This window comes from Cetobacterium sp. 2A (assembly GCF_014250685.1).
Classification (GTDB): domain Bacteria; phylum Fusobacteriota; class Fusobacteriia; order Fusobacteriales; family Fusobacteriaceae; genus Cetobacterium.
The window spans coordinates 409,147-430,887 of the sequence record NZ_JACFAJ010000006.1 but is presented as its reverse complement, the minus strand read 5'-3'; the positions used below and the strand labels follow the sequence as shown (position 1 = coordinate 430,887).

25 protein-coding genes and 3 tRNA genes are annotated in these 21,741 nt (G+C 32.3%); 26 read left to right on the top strand and 2 right to left on the bottom strand.

Annotated features, from left to right (window positions below):
- The first annotated feature begins 12 nt into the window (after nucleotides 1-12).
- From purD to H3N56_RS05880, 10 genes are all read left to right on the top strand, one after another.
- Nucleotides 13-1,254, top strand: coding sequence for a phosphoribosylamine--glycine ligase (gene purD / locus H3N56_RS05925; protein WP_185880333.1), 1,242 nt, complete (start codon nucleotides 13-15; stop codon nucleotides 1,252-1,254).
- A gap of 43 nt (nucleotides 1,255-1,297) precedes the next feature.
- Entirely contained in the window at nucleotides 1,298-2,755 is a 1,458-nt protein-coding gene (guaB, locus tag H3N56_RS05920; protein ID WP_185880332.1) for an IMP dehydrogenase, read from the top strand.
- Nucleotides 2,756-2,856: 101 nt separating this feature from the next.
- The gene (locus tag H3N56_RS05915; protein ID WP_185880331.1) at nucleotides 2,857-3,705 is read left to right on the top strand and encodes a toxin-antitoxin system YwqK family antitoxin; all 849 of its coding nucleotides are present in this window, start codon (nucleotides 2,857-2,859) and stop codon (nucleotides 3,703-3,705) included.
- Nucleotides 3,706-3,724: 19 nt separating this feature from the next.
- Entirely contained in the window at nucleotides 3,725-4,324 is a 600-nt protein-coding gene (locus H3N56_RS05910; RefSeq protein WP_185880330.1) for a thymidine kinase, read from the top strand.
- A gap of 21 nt (nucleotides 4,325-4,345) precedes the next feature.
- Nucleotides 4,346-5,197 (top strand): KH domain-containing protein, encoded by an 852-nt coding sequence (locus H3N56_RS05905; protein WP_185880329.1) that lies wholly within the window; start codon nucleotides 4,346-4,348, stop codon nucleotides 5,195-5,197.
- A gap of 1 nt (nucleotide 5,198) precedes the next feature.
- Complete coding sequence (locus tag H3N56_RS05900; protein ID WP_185880328.1) at nucleotides 5,199-5,618, top strand: HD domain-containing protein; 420 nt, start codon at nucleotides 5,199-5,201, stop codon at nucleotides 5,616-5,618.
- A 15-nt stretch (nucleotides 5,619-5,633) separates the two neighbouring features.
- Complete coding sequence (locus H3N56_RS05895; protein ID WP_185880327.1) at nucleotides 5,634-7,406, top strand: TIGR03960 family B12-binding radical SAM protein; 1,773 nt, start codon at nucleotides 5,634-5,636, stop codon at nucleotides 7,404-7,406.
- 15 nt (nucleotides 7,407-7,421) lie between these two features.
- Complete coding sequence (locus tag H3N56_RS05890; RefSeq protein ID WP_185880326.1) at nucleotides 7,422-8,099, top strand: uracil-DNA glycosylase; 678 nt, start codon at nucleotides 7,422-7,424, stop codon at nucleotides 8,097-8,099.
- Between the two features lie 10 nt (nucleotides 8,100-8,109).
- The gene (locus H3N56_RS05885) at nucleotides 8,110-8,331 is read left to right on the top strand and encodes a TM2 domain-containing protein (protein WP_185880325.1); all 222 of its coding nucleotides are present in this window, start codon (nucleotides 8,110-8,112) and stop codon (nucleotides 8,329-8,331) included.
- A 31-nt stretch (nucleotides 8,332-8,362) separates the two neighbouring features.
- Nucleotides 8,363-8,758 (top strand): hypothetical protein, encoded by a 396-nt coding sequence (locus H3N56_RS05880; protein ID WP_185880324.1) that lies wholly within the window; start codon nucleotides 8,363-8,365, stop codon nucleotides 8,756-8,758.
- Between the two features lie 35 nt (nucleotides 8,759-8,793).
- Here H3N56_RS05880 and cysK read toward each other — a convergent pair whose 3' ends face one another.
- Both cysK and trpS read right to left on the bottom strand, forming a co-directional pair.
- Entirely contained in the window at nucleotides 8,794-9,720 is a 927-nt protein-coding gene (gene cysK, locus H3N56_RS05875; protein ID WP_185880323.1) for a cysteine synthase A, read from the bottom strand.
- Nucleotides 9,721-9,740: 20 nt separating this feature from the next.
- Complete coding sequence (gene trpS / locus H3N56_RS05870; protein WP_185880322.1) at nucleotides 9,741-10,724, bottom strand: tryptophan--tRNA ligase; 984 nt, start codon at nucleotides 10,722-10,724, stop codon at nucleotides 9,741-9,743.
- 166 nt (nucleotides 10,725-10,890) lie between these two features.
- Here trpS and H3N56_RS05865 point away from each other — a divergent pair, with 166 nt between their 5' ends.
- From H3N56_RS05865 to H3N56_RS05790, 16 genes are all read left to right on the top strand, one after another.
- Nucleotides 10,891-11,838 (top strand): ROK family glucokinase, encoded by a 948-nt coding sequence (locus H3N56_RS05865; RefSeq protein WP_185880321.1) that lies wholly within the window; start codon nucleotides 10,891-10,893, stop codon nucleotides 11,836-11,838.
- A 101-nt stretch (nucleotides 11,839-11,939) separates the two neighbouring features.
- Nucleotides 11,940-12,551, top strand: a complete 612-nt coding sequence (locus H3N56_RS05860; protein ID WP_185880320.1) for an acetate uptake transporter — start codon at nucleotides 11,940-11,942, stop codon at nucleotides 12,549-12,551.
- A 121-nt stretch (nucleotides 12,552-12,672) separates the two neighbouring features.
- A complete protein-coding gene (locus H3N56_RS05855; protein ID WP_185880319.1) occupies nucleotides 12,673-14,067 on the top strand; it encodes a UDP-N-acetylmuramoyl-L-alanyl-D-glutamate--2,6-diaminopimelate ligase in 1,395 nt (464 codons plus the stop codon).
- Between the two features lie 14 nt (nucleotides 14,068-14,081).
- Nucleotides 14,082-14,924: a 3-deoxy-8-phosphooctulonate synthase gene (kdsA, locus tag H3N56_RS05850; RefSeq protein ID WP_185880318.1), complete on the top strand. Its 843-nt coding sequence runs from the start codon at nucleotides 14,082-14,084 to the stop codon at nucleotides 14,922-14,924.
- A 5-nt stretch (nucleotides 14,925-14,929) separates the two neighbouring features.
- Nucleotides 14,930-15,892 (top strand): SIS domain-containing protein, encoded by a 963-nt coding sequence (locus H3N56_RS05845; RefSeq protein ID WP_185880317.1) that lies wholly within the window; start codon nucleotides 14,930-14,932, stop codon nucleotides 15,890-15,892.
- A 69-nt stretch (nucleotides 15,893-15,961) separates the two neighbouring features.
- On the top strand, nucleotides 15,962-16,168 hold the full coding sequence (locus tag H3N56_RS05840) for a DUF1858 domain-containing protein (protein WP_185880316.1): 207 nt from the start codon (nucleotides 15,962-15,964) through the stop codon (nucleotides 16,166-16,168).
- A gap of 108 nt (nucleotides 16,169-16,276) precedes the next feature.
- A tRNA-Ser gene (locus H3N56_RS05835) sits at nucleotides 16,277-16,360 on the top strand.
- An 8-nt stretch (nucleotides 16,361-16,368) separates the two neighbouring features.
- Nucleotides 16,369-16,460, top strand: a tRNA-Ser gene (locus tag H3N56_RS05830).
- Nucleotides 16,461-16,511: 51 nt separating this feature from the next.
- A tRNA-Arg gene (locus tag H3N56_RS05825) sits at nucleotides 16,512-16,588 on the top strand.
- 227 nt (nucleotides 16,589-16,815) lie between these two features.
- Nucleotides 16,816-17,328 carry a translation initiation factor IF-3 gene (infC, locus tag H3N56_RS05820; RefSeq protein WP_332648059.1) on the top strand — a complete coding sequence of 171 codons (513 nt, stop codon included), beginning with the start codon at nucleotides 16,816-16,818 and terminating at the stop codon, nucleotides 17,326-17,328.
- A 30-nt stretch (nucleotides 17,329-17,358) separates the two neighbouring features.
- On the top strand, nucleotides 17,359-17,565 hold the full coding sequence (gene rpmI, locus H3N56_RS05815; protein ID WP_185880315.1) for a 50S ribosomal protein L35: 207 nt from the start codon (nucleotides 17,359-17,361) through the stop codon (nucleotides 17,563-17,565).
- 52 nt (nucleotides 17,566-17,617) lie between these two features.
- The gene (rplT, locus tag H3N56_RS05810; protein ID WP_185880314.1) at nucleotides 17,618-17,968 is read left to right on the top strand and encodes a 50S ribosomal protein L20; all 351 of its coding nucleotides are present in this window, start codon (nucleotides 17,618-17,620) and stop codon (nucleotides 17,966-17,968) included.
- Between the two features lie 133 nt (nucleotides 17,969-18,101).
- Nucleotides 18,102-18,674 carry a tetratricopeptide repeat protein gene (locus H3N56_RS05805; protein ID WP_185880313.1) on the top strand — a complete coding sequence of 191 codons (573 nt, stop codon included), beginning with the start codon at nucleotides 18,102-18,104 and terminating at the stop codon, nucleotides 18,672-18,674.
- A gap of 91 nt (nucleotides 18,675-18,765) precedes the next feature.
- Nucleotides 18,766-19,302 (top strand): J domain-containing protein, encoded by a 537-nt coding sequence (locus H3N56_RS13490; protein ID WP_185880312.1) that lies wholly within the window; start codon nucleotides 18,766-18,768, stop codon nucleotides 19,300-19,302.
- Between the two features lie 61 nt (nucleotides 19,303-19,363).
- Entirely contained in the window at nucleotides 19,364-20,710 is a 1,347-nt protein-coding gene (gene glmU / locus H3N56_RS05795) for a bifunctional UDP-N-acetylglucosamine diphosphorylase/glucosamine-1-phosphate N-acetyltransferase GlmU (protein WP_185880311.1), read from the top strand.
- A gap of 5 nt (nucleotides 20,711-20,715) precedes the next feature.
- The gene (locus tag H3N56_RS05790; protein WP_185880310.1) at nucleotides 20,716-21,669 is read left to right on the top strand and encodes a ribose-phosphate diphosphokinase; all 954 of its coding nucleotides are present in this window, start codon (nucleotides 20,716-20,718) and stop codon (nucleotides 21,667-21,669) included.
- Nucleotides 21,670-21,741: the final 72 nt, after the last annotated feature.

The window sequence follows — 21,741 nt, the reverse complement described above, 5'->3', positions numbered from 1 at the left end:
TTGGAGGGGAAAATGAAAATTCTAATTGTTGGAAAAGGTGGTAGAGAACACGCCTTAGCTTGGAAAGTCAAAGAGAGTGAAATGGTGGCTAAAGTATTTGTTGCTCCTGGAAATCCTGGAATGAAAAGTGTAGCTACTCTTGTTGATATTAAAGATTCTGATGTATTTGAACTTGCAAATTTTGCAGAAAAAGAAAATATAGATTTAACTATAGTTGGACCTGAAACTTCTTTAGCTTTAGGTATAGCTGATGAGTTTGAAAAAAGAGGACTAAAAATATTTGGACCTAAACAAGCTGCAGCTAAAATAGAATCAAGTAAAGATTTTGCAAAAAAAATAATGGCTAAGTATGAGATTCCAACAGCAGAATATAAAACTTTTTATGATTTTGAGAGTGCCAAAGATTATGTGATTACTCAAAATATACCTATCGTTATAAAAGAGGATGGATTAAAAGCTGGAAAAGGTGTGACTGTAGCTACTACTTTAGAAGAGGCTATATCAGCTCTGAATATAGCATTTGATATACCGGATAATAAGGTAGTTATAGAGGAATGCTTAGAAGGATTTGAGTTTTCAATAATAGCTTTAGTGAACGGTGAAGATGTTGTGCCTCTTGAGGTTGCTCAAGACCATAAGAGAGTATTTGACGGAGATAAAGGACCGAATACTGGTGGAATGGGGATATATTCGCCAGTTTCAAAAATAGACTCAGATATAATGAATGAGACTATGGAAAAAATAATGAAACCAATGGCTAAAGCCATGGTGTCTGAAGGGATACCATTTAAAGGATTCCTGTTTGGTGGAATAATGTTGACTGATTCTGGAGTTAAAACAATAGAGTTTAATGCCAGATTTGGAGACCCAGAGGCAGAAGGAATTCTTCCAAGAATGAAAACTGATTTAGTAGATACTATTTTAAAGGTTATGAGTGGGGATAAAGTTGAAATAGAGTGGGACAAAAGATATACTTTAGGTGTAGTTATGGCATCGGAAAATTATCCGGAATCTTCGACTATAAATGCCGAAGTATATATTCCAGAAGATATGGAATCTTTAGTTTTTCACATGGGAACGAAAGAGGAAAATAATAAATTACTGACTGCGGGAGGTCGTGTAATTTCTGTGGTGGCATTTGGGGATAGTTTAGAAGAGGCAAAAGAAAAAGCATATGAAGATATAAAAAGGATAAAATCAAAAAAACTTTTTTATAGAAGTGACATAGGTTCTAAGTTGTGCTATAATAGCTAAAATATATTAAAAAGTTAGTATTTATAGAGGAGAATGATAGGAAATGATGAACGGAAAAATAATCAAAGAAGCTATTACATTTGACGATGTCCTACTTGTACCGGCAAGATCAGAAGTATTACCTCATGAAGTTAGTTTAAAAACAAAACTTACAAAAGATATTACTCTAAATGTACCTATACTGAGTGCCGCTATGGATACTGTTACAGAAGGAGATTTAGCTATAGCTATAGCTAGACAAGGTGGAATAGGATTTATTCATAAGAATATGGATATTGAAGACCAAGCAGCTGAAGTAGACAGAGTAAAGAGAAATGAGAGTGGAATGATAAAGAATCCAGTTACTCTAACTCAAGACCAAACTGTTGGACACGCAGAAGAAATAATGAGAAGATACAAGATATCTGGACTTCCAGTTGTAGAAGCAGATGGGAAATTAATGGGAATAATAACAAACAGAGATTTAAAATATCGTAAAGATATGGCTCAGTTAGTTAAAGATATAATGACTAAAGAAAAATTAGTTACAGCTTCAGTTGGAACTACTTTAGAGGAAGCTAAGGATATTTTATTAGCTAACAGAATAGAAAAACTTCCTATAGTTGATGAATCTGGTTACTTAAAAGGATTAATCACAATAAAAGATATAGACAATTTAGTTGAGTATCCAAATGCTTGTAAAGATGAGCAAGGAAGACTAAGAGTAGGTGGAGCAGTTGGAGTTGGAGCTGATACTTTAGAAAGAGTAGAAGCTTTAGTAAAGGCTGGAGTAGATATAATCACTGTTGACTCAGCTCATGGACATTCAGTTGGAGTTTTAAAAACTATAAAGAGCATCAGAGATAAATACCCAACACTTAATATAATAGGTGGAAATATAGTAACAGCTGAAGCTGCACTAGATTTAATTGATGCTGGTGTAAATGCAGTAAAGGTTGGAGTAGGACCAGGTTCTATTTGTACAACAAGAGTTGTTGCAGGAGTTGGAGTTCCTCAGCTTTCAGCAGTTAACGATGTATACGAAGTTTGTAAAACAAGAGGAATTGGTGTAATAGCTGACGGTGGAATAAAACTTTCAGGAGATTTAGTAAAAGCATTAGCAGCTGGAGCAGATTGTGTTATGCTTGGTGGAATTTTAGCTGGAACAGCTGAAGCTCCAGGAGAAGAGATAATATATGAAGGAAGAAGATATAAGGTATATGTTGGAATGGGATCTATGGCTGCTATGAGAAGAGGGTCTAAAGATAGATATTTCCAAAATGATGCTAAAAAACTTGTTCCAGAAGGAATTGAAGGAAGAGTTGCAGTTAAAGGTGAACTTAAAGATGTAATATTCCAGCTTTGTGGTGGAGTAAGAGCAGGTATGGGATACTGTGGAACTCCTACTGTTGAAGACTTAAAATTAAATGGTAGATTTGTAAAAATAACTGGAGCAGGACTTAAAGAAAGTCATCCTCATGATATTATAATAACAAAAGAAGCACCAAACTACTCGAAATAAAACTAAAAACCCGGTCTATTGAAGGCTGGGTTTTTTATTTGAACTATTGAAAAATTATGTTATAATCTAGTCTACTAATCTGTTGAAGAAAAGGAGAAGACGTGGGAAGAAAAGCTATATTTATATTGACAGTATCTTTACTTGTAACTAGTTGTACTAATCTACAAGAGATGAGAATGGGGAAACAAAAAGACGCAGTAATTGAGATTATTGATACAGAAGAAGAGGATCAGTTTGTAGACGCAGTAATTGAAGTTATAGACGAAGATGGCTATAAAGTTATTACGGAAAGTGAAATAGACATCAAAGATGATGCGAAGAATGACACGATAGTTTCTACTGAAACCTCGACACCAAAACTTCCAGAAACTAATGTATCTGAAGTTGAGGATGGAATCACAGAAATAGTTTTAAATGGAATAGATCAAGTTGATATTCTTGATAAAAAAATTGGAAAAAACAAAATAGCTTATGTTAAAGGTAAAGAAGATAAACCGTTCACAGGAACATTTATTTCATTTATTGGACTTCATAAAAGTTATAGTGAAGAGTACAAAGATGGAAAATTAAATGGAAGAAAAATTTGGTATGCTGAAAATGGATCTGTTGGTGTGGAAGAACCATATGTAAACAATAGAAAACATGGAACTCAAATAACTTATCATTTAAGTAACGCAAAAGTGAGATCTAAAATAAATTATGTAAATGGTTTATTAGAGGGAAATATAGAGTGGTTTGATGAATCTGGAAAACTTATAGACAAAAAGACGATAACGAAAGGAACAGGAACTTATGTATCGTACTGGTCGAATGGTAGACTAAGAGAAAAGGGACAATATAAAGCTCACAGACGTGACGGTAAGTGGGAAAGATATACAGAAACAGGAGTTTTAGAAAAGCTAGATATCTATAATAATGGAAGACTTTCTAGAAGAGAATGGCGTCAATAAAAAATAAGGAGAGAAATTCATGCATTTATTGTTAACAGAGGGAATGGGATGGTTAGAAGTTGTTACTGGAAGTATGTTTTCAGGAAAAAGTGAAGAGCTTATAAGAAGAATGAGAAGGGCGAAATATGCAAATCAAGAAATTGTTGTATTTAAGCATTCGAGTGATAAAAGATATGATGATACAAAAGTTGCATCTCATAGTCAAGCATTTATAGAAGCTGTGCCTGTTGCAACAGTGGAAGAAATGGAAAAAGAATTTTTTGAAAATTATAAAGATGCTAGAGTAATTGGAATAGATGAAGTTCAATTCTTTGGAGAGAGTGTTGTTGAGTTTTGTGAAAAATTAGCAGATATGGGTAAAAGAGTTATAGTTGCAGGTTTAGATCAAGACTTTAAAGGAGCACCATTTAAACCAATGGACCGTCTTATGGCTCAAGCAGAATACGTAGATAAATTCAATGCCATTTGTGCAGTTTGTGGAAATCCAGCTTCAAGAACTCAAAGACTTGTAAATGGAGAACCAGCTTTTTCAGATGATCCGATAGTTTTAGTTGGAGCGAGTGAAGCATACGAAGCTAGATGTAGAAGATGTCACGTAATAAAATATAGAGATAAATAGAGATAAAATAAGGATGTGACTATGGATTTAAGAGTTTTAGAGAAAAGTAGTAAATGGGGATATATGTTTTATGTGTCATACAGAGGAGAGAAATTCTATAGCTTCGATGAAATGATAGGAAAAACAACTGTAAAAGGTGAGTTTAAAAGAGTTATGAACTCTCTAGGATTTACTTGGGCAAAAGGAATACAGCAAGCTGGAAGAACCGACTCTAAAGTAAGTGCAGAAGAAAATATACTATATGTTGTCAGCAATTACTTAGGGGAATTTCAAGAAATAATCTCAAAATTTAATATAGAGATGAAAGATAAAATGTTTATAAAAAAAGTTGAGAAGACTGTTCCTAATTTAGTTTTTCCTGATTTAATAGAGAAAAGAGAATACCTATACTCTCTTCCTAAAAAACAAATAGTTAGAGAAAATAGCGAGATAGAAGAACTTTGTAAAACTCTAAGTGGAACTTATGATGTTAGTAGATTCACTGATAAAAAAGGTTTAGAGTTAAAAGAACATGTAAGAACAGTTGAGATATCTTTCCATAAAAATAAGCTACGTTTCTTAGGAAACTCTTTTATGCCAAAGCAAGTTAGAATTACATCAGGTTATATTTTGGCAGATAAAATGGAAGCACTTCCAGGTAAATATCTTTCTTTAGAAAAAGTATATTTGAAAAAAGAGCTTATGGATTCAGTAATAATTCCTAGAGATGATTTACATGAAGAAAATATAGCTAAAATTGAATCTACTAGAGATGGAAAGATGTATATTTTTTATGTTGAGAAGGATAAAAAAGGTGAAGTGATAGGTAAAAATGGTAAAAATATAAAATCTCTTAGAAAAAATTACAAGACTATTGTAGTTAGGGAGATCTAAAATGATAGGAAGAATTAAGCAGGGATTAACCTGCCTTTTTTCTAAATATGATAAAAATTTAGATGAAGAGGTAAGAAAAGAAATTTCAGAATCAGAATTTTTTATTTTTAATCAAATGGATGACTATGATAAAGTTCATAGTTTTTCGATTCTGGAAAGAGTAAAGAAAGATACCCTTTTAAATGATAAACCTATATACCGTAAACTAGCTCTTCTTCATGATTGTGGAAAGGGTAGAGTCACGGTATTTAGGAGAGTAAAAAAAGTTCTATTTGGAGATGTTAAACTCGAAACTCATCCAGAAATTGGATATAAAATCTTAAGGGATATTAATTTAGAGCTAGCAAAACTTTGTAGAGAGCATCACAATATTTCAAAAGATGAGTGTATGAAAAGATTTCAAAAAATAGATGATATGTAAAAGAGAGGATAAATAATGAAAATAGATTTAGGAAAATATTTGATGTCTGTAGAAAAGCCAGCTCAATATTTAGGAAATGAAATAAATAGTTGTCACAAAAATTTAGAAGAGACAAAAGCCAGAATGTGTCTGTTTTTTCCAGATATATATGAAGTAGGAATGTCAAATCTTGGTATTAGAATATTATATAGTCTTATGAATAGAGTAGAAGGGTTTTATGTGGAGAGAGGATTTTCTCCAATGGAAGATTTAGAAACGTTGATGAGAGAAAATAATGTTCCTATGTTTTCACTAGAAACTAAGAGTGACTTAAAAGATTTTGATCTTTTAGGATTTTCTCTTTCTTATGAAATGTGTTATCCAAATCTTTTAAATGCTCTAGATTTAGCAAAAATACCACTTCATTCAGCTGAAAGAGGAGAGGAATATCCTTTAGTTATGGCTGGTGGAACTTGTATGATGAATCCGGTTCCTATGGAAAAGTTTTTAGATTTCATAGTGATTGGTGATGGAGAAGAAACTATGGTAAAGATAGCAGAAACACTTGTTGCTTTATCAGGAAAAACTAAAAAAGAAAAGTTAGAAGCTATTCAAGATTTCGATGGAGTATATATTCCAAGTATTCATAAAGGAAAAAGAAAGATAAAAAGAGCAATTCTTGAGGATATAAATGACTCTAAGATGTATGAGAACCAAATAGTTCCATATATTCAAATAGTTCATGATAGAGCAACAGTTGAAATCCAAAGAGGATGTACAAGAGGATGTAGATTCTGCCAAGCTGGAATAGTTTATAGACCAGTTAGAGAAAGAACTTTAGAAGGAAACTTAGATTTGATAAATAAAATGCTATATAATACTGGATATTCAGAGATTTCATTATCATCTTTAAGTAGCAGTGATTATACAGAAATAACTCCTTTAATAAAAGGGTTACAAAAAGAATATGAAGGAAAAAATCTAGGAATTTCATTGCCATCGCTTAGAATGAATCCATATTCAGTTCAAGTTGCTGAGGAGATAAGTGGAGGGAAAAGAACAGGATTTACATTCGCTCCGGAAGCTGGATCTCAAAGAATGAGAGATGTAATAAACAAAGGTGTTAATGAGCAAGAGATTTTAGATACGGCAATAGCTGCAGTTAACGCTGGTTGGGATAACTTAAAATTCTACTTCATGATAGGGCTTCCTTTTGAAACAGATGAGGATGTACTTGGGATTTATGAGTTGGCAAAAAAGGTAGCATGGGAATGTAGAACGATAAGAAGAAGAGTAAATATAACTATAAGTGTTTCAAATTTTGTTCCTAAACCACATACTCCTTTCGAGTGGAGTGAGCAAATGGATATGGCAGAAATGGATAGAAAACACAAAATGTTAAAAGATGCTTTTTATGGTCTTAAAGGAACAACTCTTAGAATACATGATTCTAGAAAATCTTACTTAGAAGGATTCTTATCAAGAGGAGATGAAAACATAGGAGATTTAATAGAGTTAGCATTTAGAAATGGTGCTAAATTAGATGACTACAGAGATAACTATAGAATCTGGAAAGAAGCTATTGAAACTTTAAATATAGATGAGAAAAAATATCTTGGAGCAAGAGATATTGATGCAGAAATGCCTTGGGATATTGTAGATATTGGAGTGAGTAAAGGGTTCTTAAAAAGAGAATTGAAGAAAGCAGAAGAGGTTGCTCTAACTCCAGATTGTAGAGAAACATGTGCTGGATGTGGAATGAAGGGAAGAATTCCAGAATGCGGAAGTCTAACTTTAGATAAAAAGTAATTGTAGGAGTTGGATATGGCAGTTACGATAGGTAACGATTGGGATGAGGTTTTAAGAAGTGAATTTGAAAAGGAATATTATAAAAAATTAAAAATGACTTTAGTGGAGGAGTACAAAACTCAAGTTATATATCCACCTAAAGATGAAATTTTTGAAGCTTTTAAACTGACAAGTTATAAGGACTGTAAGGTTGTAATTCTAGGTCAAGATCCATACCATGGTGCTGGGCAAGCTCATGGATTAGCTTTTTCTGTGAATGTTGGAATACCTATTCCACCATCTCTTAGAAATATATATAAAGAGTTAAATCAAGAGCTTGGAACATTTATTCCAAATAATGGGTACTTGGTTTCTTGGGCAAAACAGGGTATACTACTTTTAAATACAGCTTTAACAGTTAGGGCTGGAGATGCAAACTCTCATAGTAAAATAGGTTGGGAAATATTTACAGATGATGTAATAAAAAAATTAAATGAAAAACAGGACTCTGTCATTTTTATTCTTTGGGGAAATAATGCCAAAAGTAAAAAGAAACTGATTACTAATTCTAATCATTATATTTTAGAAGGGGTTCATCCAAGCCCTCTTTCAGCATCTAGAGGATTCTTTGGATGTGATCATTTCAAAAAAACGAATGAGATACTTGAAAGTTTAGGAAAAGATAGAATAGATTGGCAGATTCCTAATAATTAGGAGGCATTTTATGAATAACAGTAACGTTGGAAAAGATTGGGTAGTAACTTTATTGCTGGCTATCTTTTTGGGAATGTTTGGAGTACATAGATTTTATGTTGGGAAAACAGGAACAGGAATTCTTCAGTTGATTTCAGGTGGAGGATTTGGTATTTGGTATCTAATAGATATCTTTATGATTTTGATAGGAAAGTTTACAGATGCGGAAGGAAGACCGCTGGTAAAGAATTAACATATAAAATTATTTAAAGGGGAGATTAATGATGAAAAAACTTATTCTAACACTATCAATTCTAGGAACAGTTGTTGCTTATGCAGCTACTAACAGAAATGGACTTTACAGAGGGACATTTGTATCAGGACAAGAAACACAAGTAGAGGTTCAATTTGATTTAAAAAATGATGTTGTAGAGAATGCAAAATTTAGAACATTAGCTTACAAAGATCAAGATTATTTAAAAAATAAAGAGTTAGAATTAGAAAAAGCAAAGTATGAAGCAGCTTTAAAAGCAACTGATGGAAAAAAATTATCAGAAGCATTAGAATTGTTATATACACCAGCTAATATTGAAAAAGCTGGAGCTTCTGTAAGAGCTACAAAAATAAGAGCAGCTATGCAAAATGCTGTAAACTCAGGAGTTTATGCACCTGCTAAATAATTGAAAAAGGAGAACACTTATGTGCTCTCCTTTTTTTAATTGTCAAAAACTCCACTAGAAAGATATCTCTCTCCTGTATCTGTACAAAGCACCACAATTTTTTTACCGTGGTTTTCTTCTCTTCTAGCAACTTCAAGAGCTGCTGATACAACAGCTCCAGATGATATCCCTAAAAGGACACCTTCTAACCGAGCAAGTTGTCTTGTCATCTCAAATGCATCGTTACAGTCTACAGTTAAAACTTCATCAGCTAGAGTTCCGTCATAAACTATAGGAACAAATCCAGCACTCATTCCCATTCCTTGAATTTTATGTGGTCCAGAATATCCTTTTGTTAAAAGTGGAGAATTTAAAGGTTCCACTGAATAAGTTTTAACCCCTTCAATTTCTTCTTTCAATCTTCTACTTACTCCAGTAAAGCTTCCACCTGTTCCTGTTCCACAAATAAAAATATCTAAATTTTTATCTGTATCATTTATTATTTCCAAAGCTGTGCTGTTATAATGAGCATCAGGATTTGCAAAATTAGTAAATTGATCTGGAATAAAAACATCATTATATAGTTCTTTTAATTCATCAACTTTTTTTAGGCACTCTTTCATACCTTTTTTCCCATCGGTTGTAATAATTGTTGCACCATAAGCTTTTAAGAGTAATTGTCTTTCTACACTCATAGTATCTGGCATAACGATGATGAGATTATATCCTTTAACTGCACAAATCATAGCAAGAGCGATTCCAGTATTTCCACTAGTTGCTTCTATAATAGTTGTATTTTTTGTCAATAAACCTTTTTTTTCAGCAACTTCAATCATATTCATTGCTGCTCTATCTTTTGTACTACCACCGGGATTAAAATTTTCTAATTTTAAATAGATATCTGCTTGAGTATCATTTAATCTGTTCAGTTTAATAAGAGGTGTTTTTCCTATAGTTTCTAAGATTGAATTTTTAATGGCCATGAAATACTCTCCTATGAAATTTATTTGTTATAGGCGTTACCGATAAGACCAACTGCTTGTTTTGCTTTTGTAATTTTTTCTCTAGCTATTGCTCTAGCTTTTCTAGCTCCTAATGCTAAGATTTCCTCAACGTATTCAGGATTCTCAGCAAGTCTTTCTCTCTTAGCTCTAGCTTCGGCAAAGTATTCTAAAATAGCTTCAAGAAGCTCATTTTTAGCATGTCCATATCCATAATTTCCAGCTCTGAATTTATCCATCATCTCTTGAACTTTTTCTTCTGAAACAAAAAGTTTATATAAATCAACAATATTGTTGTTTGGATTTTTAGGTTCTTCTAGTGGAGTAGAATCAGTAACAATACTCATAACCTGTTTTTTAAGTTCTTTTTTTGAAGCAAACATATTGATAGTGTTTCCATAAGACTTACTCATCTTTTGACCGTCAGTTCCAGGAACAACAGCTAGCGATTCCATTATCATAGGTTCAGGAAGAGTGAAAAGTTCAACATTGTATTGCTGATTAAATTTCATAGCGATATCTCTTGCCATTTCTAAATGTTGCTTTTGATCTTTTCCTACTGGAACGATATCGGCATCATACATTAAGATGTCAGCGGCCATAAGAACTGGATATGTTAAAAGACCAGTATTAGCTGTGAAACCTTTTGAAGTTTTATCTTTATAAGAATGCCCTCTCTCTAAAAGCCCAACTGGAGTGACATTTGAAAGTAACCACATAAGTTCAGTATGCTCAGGGACATCAGATTGAAGGAAAATTGTACTTCTCTCAGGGTCTAAACCTAAAGCTAGGTAATCTAATACTATATTGTATGAATTTTCTCTAAGTGAAGCTGGGTCAGTTAAAGATGTAAGAGAGTGATAATCGGCTATGAAATAAAACCCATCATGACTTTCTTGATTTTCAATAAACTGTTTCATTGCTCCAAAATAATTTCCAAGATGAAGAATCCCACTTGGCTGTATTCCAGATAAACTTCTTTTCATAAAAACTCCTCTCAAACTTTGTGATATATTTACTAAATGTTAGCATATTAGTAGAAAAAATTCAATAAAAGGTCAATCATTACTCCAAACATTTACTTGTTAAAAAAAAATAGATTTAATATAATTGAAATAGATTCAGAAAAAAATATGGTGTAGGGGTGATACAGTGAGATATTTTGCTGGAATTGATATGGGGGGAACAAATAGTAAAATTGGAATAATGAATGAAAATGGCGATATTCTTAAAACTGAAAATATAAAAACTCTTTCTGGTGAGGGTGTTGATAAAACTTTAGAAAGAATATGGGAAAAAGTAAAAGAAATGATGTCTAGCTTAAATATTGAGTATAAAAAATTAGAGGGAATAGGAATGGGGATTCCTGGCCCAGTTATAGATCAAAAGATAGTTGGATTTTTTGCTAATTTTCCATGGGGAAATGATATAGATATAAGTGAAAAGATGGAAAAAATATCTGGAGTGAAAACAAGACTTGATAATGATGTGAATGTTATTGCTTTGGGTGAAGCTAGATATGGTTCTGCTAAAGGATATAAAAGCAGTGTAACAATCGCATTGGGGACAGGTATTGGTGGTGGAATATATATAGATGGAAGGCTTCTTTCTGGTGCTACAGGTGCTGGAGGAGAGATAGGACATATGAAAATTGTAAAGGATGGAAATCTTTGTGGATGTGGACAAAAGGGTTGTTTTGAAACTTATGCTTCTGCAACAGGAGTTATAAGGGAGGCAACTTCTAGACTTATGGTTAATAAAACAAATCTTTTATATGAAATGATAGATGGAGATATTTCAAAATTAGAAGCAAAACATGTATTTGACGCAGCTAAACAGGGAGATAAATTTTCTTTAGATATAGTTGAGTATATTTCTGAATATTTATCTATGGGAATAGGAAATATTTTAAATATAATAAATCCAGATGTGATAGTTCTATCTGGTGGAGTAGCATTAGCTGGAGATATATTGTTAGATAGAGTTAAACAAAAACTTCCTAAATATAGCCTTAAAGTAACTTTAGATAATTTGGATATAGTTTTAGGTGTTTTAGGAAACGATGCTGGAATTAAAGGAGCAACAGCTTTAGTATTATAAAAATGAATGGAAATATGATTGACAATTAATGAAATTTTTTATATAATTACTTTTGGTTTCATATAAAAGTATATAAAAAATTTAGGAGGATAAAAAGTAAAATGCATCAAGATAATCATGTAAAAATAACAGTAGCGGATCCATCAGCATTAGGTTTATTAGGACTAGCGATAGTAACTTTAGTTGCTTCAGCTAACAAATTCGGAATTGTAAGTGGAGTATCATTAGTTATACCTTGGGCAATATTCCTAGGAGCATTTGTTCAATTAATAGCTTGTTTAAATGATATCAAACATAACAATGTATTTGGAACTACAGCATTCGGAGGATACGCGTTTTTCTGGTTCGGAATGGCTATGAGCTGGATGGTACAATTAGGAGTATTTGGAGAGGCAATGAAAGCAGCAGCAGATCCAAAAGCTTTCGGTTTCGTATTTATTGGATACTTAATATTCAGTCTATATATGACACTAGCATCAGTAGAAACTAACAAGACTCTATTAATAATCTTCATACTTATAGATTTATTATTCATAGGACTTGCAGGAGCAACTTTTGGAATAGCTTACGAGTTTACTCATACTCTAGCAGCAGTAGCTGAAATTTCAATCGCTATCATGTCATTCTATGGATCAGCAGCAAATGTTTTAAACAAAACATTTGGTAGAGAGTTCTTACCTTTAGGAAAACCTTTAGGAATATTCAAGAAGTAATATTTAGCAGTACTCACAACGGCGTGAGTGCTGCTTTTTTTTTATCTATATCTTCTATGAACTATGAAAAAACTAAAAATTATGCTAGTATTGATATATAATTTTTCTAAGGAGATGAGCTATGGAAAAAATATTTTGTGGGATAGAATTTAAACCATTAAAGATAGTGGACGAAACAATAAATTATAAAGACATGGAATATGATTCAAGAAAAATAAAAGATGGAGATATTTTTGTAGCATTAGAAGGTGCTTTAATAGATGGTCATGAATTTATAGATATGGCAGTTACAAAAGGTGCGAAAGCAATTTTAGTATCTAAGGAAGTAGATTTAAAACACGATGTGAATTATTATCTTGTAAAAGATTTAAGAAAAAATTTAGGACATATAGCTTCTAATTTTTATGGTGCTCCAGAAAAGAAATTAAAAATAGTTGGAGTTACAGGAACGAATGGAAAAACAACGACGACATACATGATAGAAACTCTTTTAGGAGAGGATAAGGTAGCAAGAATAGGAACGGTTGAGTATAAAATTGGAGATGAGATAATAGAAGCCCCAAATACTACTCCAGAATCACTAGATATAATAAAAATGTGTAAAAAAGCAGTAGAAAAGAATTTAGAATATCTTGTAATGGAAGTGAGTTCACATGCACTTAGCATGAAAAGAGTAGATGTTTTAAATTTTGATGTAGCTGTTTTCACAAATTTAACTCCAGAGCATTTAGATTATCATAAAAATATGGAAGAATATTTTAATGCTAAAAAGATTTTATTCGAAAAACTTAAAAGCAAAGGAAATAGTGTGATAAATATTGATGATATCTATGGAGAGAGATTATTTGAAGAGTTTGGTGGAATATCTTATTCTATAGAGAAGAAAGCCGAATTGACTCCTGAAATATTAAAAGGTAGAAAACTTAAAATATTGGGTAAATATAATATGTACAATTTACTAGGAGCTATAGGAGCAGCTAAACTTTTAGGGGTTCCAGAAGATGAGATTTTAGAGCTTATAGAAAAAATACATGGTGCTCCAGGAAGATTTGAACCCGTATATGCAGGACAAGATTTTACAGTTGCAGTAGATTATGCTCACACTGGAGATGCTCTAGAAAATATTCTGAAGAGTATAAATGAAATGAAAAAAGCAAAAGTTATAACTGTTTTTGGTTGTGGTGGAGATAGAGACAGAACTAAAAGACCAATTATGGCAGAAATAGCAGAAAGATATAGTGATATAGTTATAGCAACATCAGATAATCCAAGAACTGAAGATCCTAACTTTATATTGGATGAGGTGAAAGCTGGATTTAAAAAACAAGAATTTATTTTAGAACCAAATAGAGAAAAAGCTATTGAATTAGCAATAAAATTAGCAAATAAAGATGATATAGTTCTAATAGCTGGAAAAGGTCATGAAACTTACCAGATTATTGGAAAAGAAAAACATCATTTTGATGATAAAGAAGAAGCAAGAAAAGCGATAAATAAAAAATTATCTAATAGTTAATTACAGGAGGAAGAATGAAACTTGTAGAAAATGTAAAAAAAATTAAAATAGGAAATAAGTTTGAAATAGGTGGGACAGAGAGATTTACATTAATAGCTGGTCCATGTGTTATTGAATCAGAAGAACTAGTAATGGATATAGCTGGAAAAGTAAAAGAGATTTGTGATAGATTAAACATTAATTATATTTTCAAAGCATCTTTTGATAAAGCAAACAGATCTTCAATTCATTCATTTAGAGGACCAGGTCTTGAAAAGGGATTAGAGATATTAAAGAAAGTAAAAGAAACTTATAATATTCCAGTAGTGACAGATGTACATGAAACTTGGCAGTGTGCTGAAGTAGCTAAAGTTGTAGATTTACTTCAAATACCAGCATTTTTATGTAGACAAACAGATTTACTAATAGCAGCAGCAGAAACTGGATTACCAGTTAATATCAAAAAGGGACAATTTTTAGCTCCTTGGGATATGAAAAACGTTGTAACTAAAATGGAAGAGATGGGAAATCCAAATATCATGTTATGTGAAAGAGGTTCAACTTTTGGATATAACAATATGGTAGTTGATATGAGAGCGTTTATGGAAATGAGGAAATTTGGATATCCAGTGGTATTTGATGTTACTCACGCAGTTCAAAAACCAGGTGGTCTTGGTACGGCAACATCAGGAGATAGAGAGTATGTTTTCCCACTTATGAGAGCAGGACTTGCAATTGGAGTAGATGCAATATTTGCAGAAGTTCATCCAGATCCAGAAAATGCAAAATCAGATGGACCAAACATGTTATATCTTTCAGATTTAGAAGAGATTTTAAAAGTTGCAGTTAAAATAGACGACTTAGTAAAAGGTAGATAAACTATATGGAAATGATAAATTTTGCAAAAGAGATATTCAATATAGAGATTGAAGAGTTAAAAAGAGTTAGAGATAAGATTTCAAATGAGATGATGGTAGCAGTAAAAATGATACTTGAATCAAAAGGGAAAGTTGTTATAACTGGTATCGGAAAATCTGGAATAATTGGAAAAAAAATAGCAGCAACTATGGCTTCAACAGGGACATATGCAGTATTTATGAACTCGGCAGAAGGACTTCATGGAGATTTAGGAATAATAAGTCCAAAAGATGTAGTTATAGCTATATCAAATAGTGGAAACAGTGATGAAGTGATATCTATAATACCTTCAGTTAAAAAAATCGGAGCAAAATTAATTGCTATGACTGGAAATCCTAACTCAAGATTAGGAGTTGCATCAGATGTAGTTTTAAATATAGGAGTAGAAAAAGAAGCGTGTCCTATGAATTTAGCACCGACTTGTTCAACAACAGCAACTTTAGTGATGGGAGATGCTCTTTCTATAATATTGACGAAAGAAAGAGGGTTTAAACCGGAAAACTTTGCAGTGTATCATCCAGGTGGAAGCTTAGGAAGAAGACTGCTTATGAAGGTTAAAGATGTTATGCATAAAGAGTCGGCTCTTCCTATACTACCAATTGGAAGTGATGTAGACAGTATTATCCTAACAATGACTAATAAAAGATTGGGAGTTGTATGTATAGTCCAAGATGATGAGATGGTTGGGATAATTACAGAAGGAGATATTAGAAGAGCTCTTAAAAGAAGAGAGAAATTTTTTGATTTAAAAGCTGAGGATATAATGACAAGAAACTTTATTTTTGTAGGAGAAGAAATTATGGCTATGGACGCCATGGAACTTATGGAAAATAGAGAGAGTCAGATATCTGTTTTACCTGTATTAAAAGGAAGAGAAGTAATAGGTGTAGTTAGAATACATGACCTGTTAAATGTGGTTGGAAAATAGTTGACAAAAAAAGTAAATTTTATTATAATTGGCTTAAGATAAGTCATGTAAAATTAGGAGGAATAAATAATGGTAACTAAAGATATGAATATATTAGAAGCAGTACAAAAATACCCAGTAATTACAAATGTATTTAAGAACCACGGATTAGGATGTGTTGGGTGTATGGTAGCAGCTGGAGAGACTCTTGGAGAGGGAGTATCAGCTCACGGTCTTGATGCAGATGCTATAATAAAAGAAATGAATGAATTAATAGCAGAAGAATCAGCTAAGTAATCTTATTGAAGAGTGTATTCTATGCACTCTTCAAATCTTTTTTTTTAAAATATTTTTTTTAAAAACTGTTGACAGATAAAAAAAAAAATGTTACTATCTATCTTGTATGGAGGATTATCCTAATTGGTAAGGAATCGGTCTTGAAAACCGACGTCGTAAGACTTCAGAGTTCGAGTCTCTGGTCCTCCGCCATACAAAAAGGTGAAGTGGCAGAGTGGCCGAATGCGCTCCCCTGCTAAGGGAGTGTACCGCTAATCCGGTACCGAGAGTTCAAATCTCTCCTTCACCGCCATTTTTGATAATACAAGGTAGTTAATCTACCTTTTTTTTTTAGAAAAAATACGCACTCATGGCTCAATTGGATAGAGCACCTGACTACGGATCAGGGGGTTAGGGGTTCGATTCCTCTTGGGTGCGCCATGAGTTTAAATAAAAAACATTTGACAGATTTTTAACAAAAATGTTATAATCATTATAGATATTAATTAAGGAATTTTTAAAGAAGAAACTCCTGTTTCTCACCTTGTAAGACAAAGAATCTTCATAAGGTTATCAAAATTTTTTCCGGGTTTATACCCTGATGGATAGTTTTGAAGTTTACAGGATGTTTCACGTCCTGTTTTTTTTATTTAAAGAATTCATAGGGGGTGTCTATTATTTCAGACAAAATCAGAATAAATGAGAAAATTAAAGGTAGAGAGATTAGAATAATCTCTGAAGAGGGTGAGCAACTAGGTATAATGTCGGCTCAAGAAGCAATGGAGCTTGCTAGACAAAAAGAGTTAGATCTAGTAGAAATTTCACCAAACTCTAAGCCACCAGTTTGTAAAATTATGGACTACGGAAAGTATAAGTATGAGCAAGCAAGAAAAGCTAAAGAAGCTAAAAAAAATCAGAAGCAGATAATAGTAAAAGAAGTTAAATTCACTGCTAGAATCGATGACAACGATAGAGAGACTAAAATTGCACAAGTTGAAAAATTCCTTGCTAAGGACAACAAAGTAAAAATTACTCTTGTTCAGTATGGAAGAGAGAGAATGTATGCTGAAATTGGAATTGGAATGCTGGACCAAATAGCTGACAGATTTACAGCTATAGCGGAAGTTGATAAAAAATATAGCGATAAGCAAAAGCATTTAATATTATCACCAAAAAAATAGGTTTAAATATTCGAGAGGAGGAACATAACAATGCCAAAAATGAAAACTCATAGAGGTGCTAAAAAAAGAATCAAGGTAACTGGAACAGGTAAGTTCGTAGTTAAACACTCAGGAAAAAGTCATATACTAACAAAGAAAACTAGAAAGAGAAAGAACAACCTTAAGAAAGATATGGTTGTAACATCTACTTTAGAGAAGCACATGAAAGCTTTATTACCATACGGAGCTGGAAGATAATAATAACCCCATTAATTCATATTATCGTTAAATAATTTTAGGAGGAAAAGTAATGAGAGTTAAAACTGGAATAGTTAGAAGAAGAAGACATAAAAAAGTTTTAAAAGCTGCAAAAGGATTTAGAGGTGCATCTGGAGACGCTTTCAAACAAGCGAAACAAGCAACTAATAAAGCTGCAGTTTATTCAACAAGAGATAGATTAGTAAGAAAGAGAAAGATGAGACAATTATGGATCATCAGAATCAACGCTGCTGCAAGAATAAACGGATTAACTTACTCTACTTTAATGAACGGATTAAAGAGAGCAGGAATCGAGTTAGATAGAAAAGTTCTAGCTGACATCGCTTTAAACAATGCAACTGAGTTCGCTAAATTAGCTGAAACTGCAAAAGCAGCTCTTTAATTAGAGTTAAAATATTGATGGGGAATCTTTTGATTCTCCATCTTTTTTTATTGAAAATAGGGACTTAAATATATTTAGAAAGTATGCTATAATTCACCTAGGGTTAATTTAACATAGCTAAGGGGGACCAACTATGCTTAAAACGCAAATATTTAATAAGTATTGTAATAAAGAGATGGATCTCTTTACATACGAGGAACATTTAAGATTTGAACTACTAGAAAATCCAAATGATAAAGCTAAATTAGAGGAGCTTGCTACAATCCTTTATTATAAAAAAGATTGTAAGGGTGCTGTCAAAATTTATGAGAAGCTTTTGAAAATGGATTCTAAAAATGCCCAGTTATGGGGATTTATAGGATATCTAAGTTATGAACTAGAAGATTATAAAAAAGCAATAGAATGCTTTAATAATTATTTAGATTTAGAGCCTGAAGAACCTTTTGTTTATTTTCTCTTAGGAAATGTTTGTTCTAGAGCTGGACTGGTAAGAGAAGCGATAAATAGTTATGATTTTGCGATATTTTTGGATTTGGATATTTATACTGCCCATTTAGATTTTGCTAAAAAGTATGAGGATATGGGTAGAAGAAGAAGAGCTTTAAGAGAGTATATTACAGCTTATGAAATTGATCCTAGAGATTCTCAAATAAAAGAGAAGATCGAATATTTAAAAAATGAAATCGAAGCAGAAAACAAACAATAATTAATTGAAAATAGGGAGAAAGGGAGAAGAGCTGTTTTTGTCCCTGTCTTTCTATTTTTTTTATAATTTATATAGATTCGAAGGAGAAGAAATGATTGAAATAGCGATAGGAATAACTTTTGTAATATTTTTTTTAATAGCAATAATCTTTGGAATGAATAAAGCTATAAGTGCTTTACCAGTACTATTTTTTATGGCATTATTACTTTCTTTCTTTGGGTTTTTTGTTATCAAATTCTTTCCGATACTACTTATAATCGGATTAATATCATACTTTAGAAGAAAGAAAAATCCTCCACAAGGAAAAAGTTATTACTATAAAACTTATAAAACTGAAGATTTTGAAGAGTTTTTTAAACAGGCTGGCGGACAACACTATACTGGTGGGAATGGGTATAGCAACCAAGGAAATCCTTTTGGTGGGCATTTTGAAGACAAGAGTAAATATTATTCTGTTTTAGGAGTTGAAAAAGGATCGTCTAAAGATGAGATAAAAAAAGCATACAGAGATTTAGCTAAAAAGCACCATCCAGACAAATATGTTAACGAAACACAAGAACTTAGAGATTACCATGAAAAAAAGTTTAAGGAAATAAATGAGGCATATGAAAAGTTAAACAAGGAATAATGTTGAAATGAAATATTCTGTATGATATAATTACTTGAATTAAGATGAACGGGGGAATTTAATGAAGTTGAAGACACTTATTTTAGCCGCAGGAAAAGGAACTAGAATGAAGTCAGAATTGCCAAAGGTAATACATAGAGTAAATGGAATTCCCATGATAGAAAAAATAATTACTATATGTAAAAATATTGGAGTAGAAGAAAATATTTTAATACTTGGTCATAAAAAAGAAACGATACTAGAAGTTGTAGGAGATATTCCATATGTAGTTCAAGAAGAACAGTTGGGGACTGGACATGCAATTATGCAAGCATCGGAATTATTGAAGGATTACAACGGAGATATTATGGTTCTTTGTGGAGATACTCCTCTTTTAAAAGAGTCTACTTTAAAAGAGATGTACAAACAACATAAAGATTCGAATGCAACTACAACAATTTTAACAGCTATTTGTGAAAATCCATTTGGATATGGAAGAATAGTTAAAAGCGAAGGAAAAGTAGTTGGAATAGTTGAAGAAAAAGAAGCTAGTGAAGCTGTAAAAAAGATAAGAGAAATAAATGCAGGTGTTTACTGTTTTAAATCAAAAGATCTCTTTGATGCACTTTCTAAAATAGATAATAATAATGAGAAAGGTGAATACTACCTTACTGATGTTATAGGCATAAATGTTAAAGAGGGAAAACTTGTAGAGTGCTATACTCTAGAAGAGAACATAGAAACTTTGGGAGTTAATTCTAAGGTTGAATTAGCTATGGCTAGTGAAACATTAAGAGAAAGAAAAAATACAGCTCTTATGGATGCTGGAGTAATCTTTATTGATCCAAGGAACACTTATATAGAAGAAAGTGTTGAGGTAGGACAAGATACTATTATTTACCCAGGCGTAATTTTACAAGGGAATACAAAGATTGGATCAAACTGTGAAATTATTGGAAATACTAGAATTGTAGATAGTATTATTTCAAACTCTGTGAAAATAGAGAGTTCAGTTATAGAAAGCAGTGTAGTGGAAGATAGAGTTACTATTGGACCATTTGCACATTTAAGACCAAAAGCACACTTGAAAGAGGATGTGCACGTAGGTAACTTCGTTGAAATTAAAAAGTCAACTCTAGAAAAAGGAGTTAAGGCTGGTCATTTAACATACTTAGGCGATGCAACAATCGGAGAAAAAACAAATATAGGGGCAGGGACAATAACTTGTAACTATGATGGAAAAAATAAATTCAAGACTATTATTGGAAAAAACTCTTTTATTGGCAGTGACTCAATGTTAGTTGCCCCAGTAGAAATAGGAGATAACTCCCTGGTGGGAGCTGGATCAGTTATCACTAAAGATGTACCATCTAATGCTTTAGCTGTATCTAGAAGTAAACAAGTTATAAAATTTGATTGGAGGAAATAGATAAGATGTTAAGAACTGATGTAAAAATCTTCGCAGGGACTTCAAATGTAGAATTAGCTAAAAAAATAGGTGAAAAGTACGGACTTCCATTAGGTGAAGTTGAAATTGTAAGATTTAAAGATGGAGAGGTTTATGTAAGAGTAGATGAAACTGTTAGAGGTAGAGATGTATTTATAGTACAATCAACTTCAGAACCAGTAAATGAAAATTTAATGGAACTTTTAATTTTCATTGATGCGTTAAAAAGAGCTTCAGCAAGATCGATAAACGTTATAATTCCATACTATGGATATGCAAGACAGGATAGAAAATCAAGTCCTAGAGAACCAATCACTTCAAAATTAGTAGCAAATCTACTTACTAAAGCGGGTGCTAACAGAATAGTAACTATGGATTTACATGCAGATCAAATTCAAGGATTCTTTGATATCCCAGTTGACCACATGCAAGCGTTACCACTTCTTGCAAAATACTTTATCCAAAAAGGACTTTATGGAGAGGAAATAGTTGTTGTTTCTCCTGATATTGGTGGAGTAAAAAGAGCTAGAAAATTAGCTGAGTGGTTAGATTGTAAAATAGCTATAATTGACAAGAGAAGACCTAAGCCAAATATGTCAGAAGTTATGAACCTAATTGGTGAAGTAGAAGGGAAAACTGCTATCTTCATAGATGATATGATAGATACAGCTGGAACTATCACAAATGGTGCAGAAGCTATAATGGCAAGAGGAGCTAAAGAGGCTTATGCTTGTTGTACTCATGGAGTGTTCTCTGATCCTGCTATAGAAAGATTACAAGCTTCATGCTTAAAAGAGGTTGTTATAACTGATTCAATCGCTTTACCAGAAGCAAAACAAATAGATAAAATAAAAGTTATCTCTGTTGATGAAGTACTAGCAGAAGCTATGAGAAGAATTGTAAATAACCAATCTGTTTCAGAATTGTTCGAAAAGAAATAAAAATAACAAATAAAAGCTAGTGCTATACTAGCTTTTTTTTTTTAGATATGATAAAATTATTAAAAACTATTT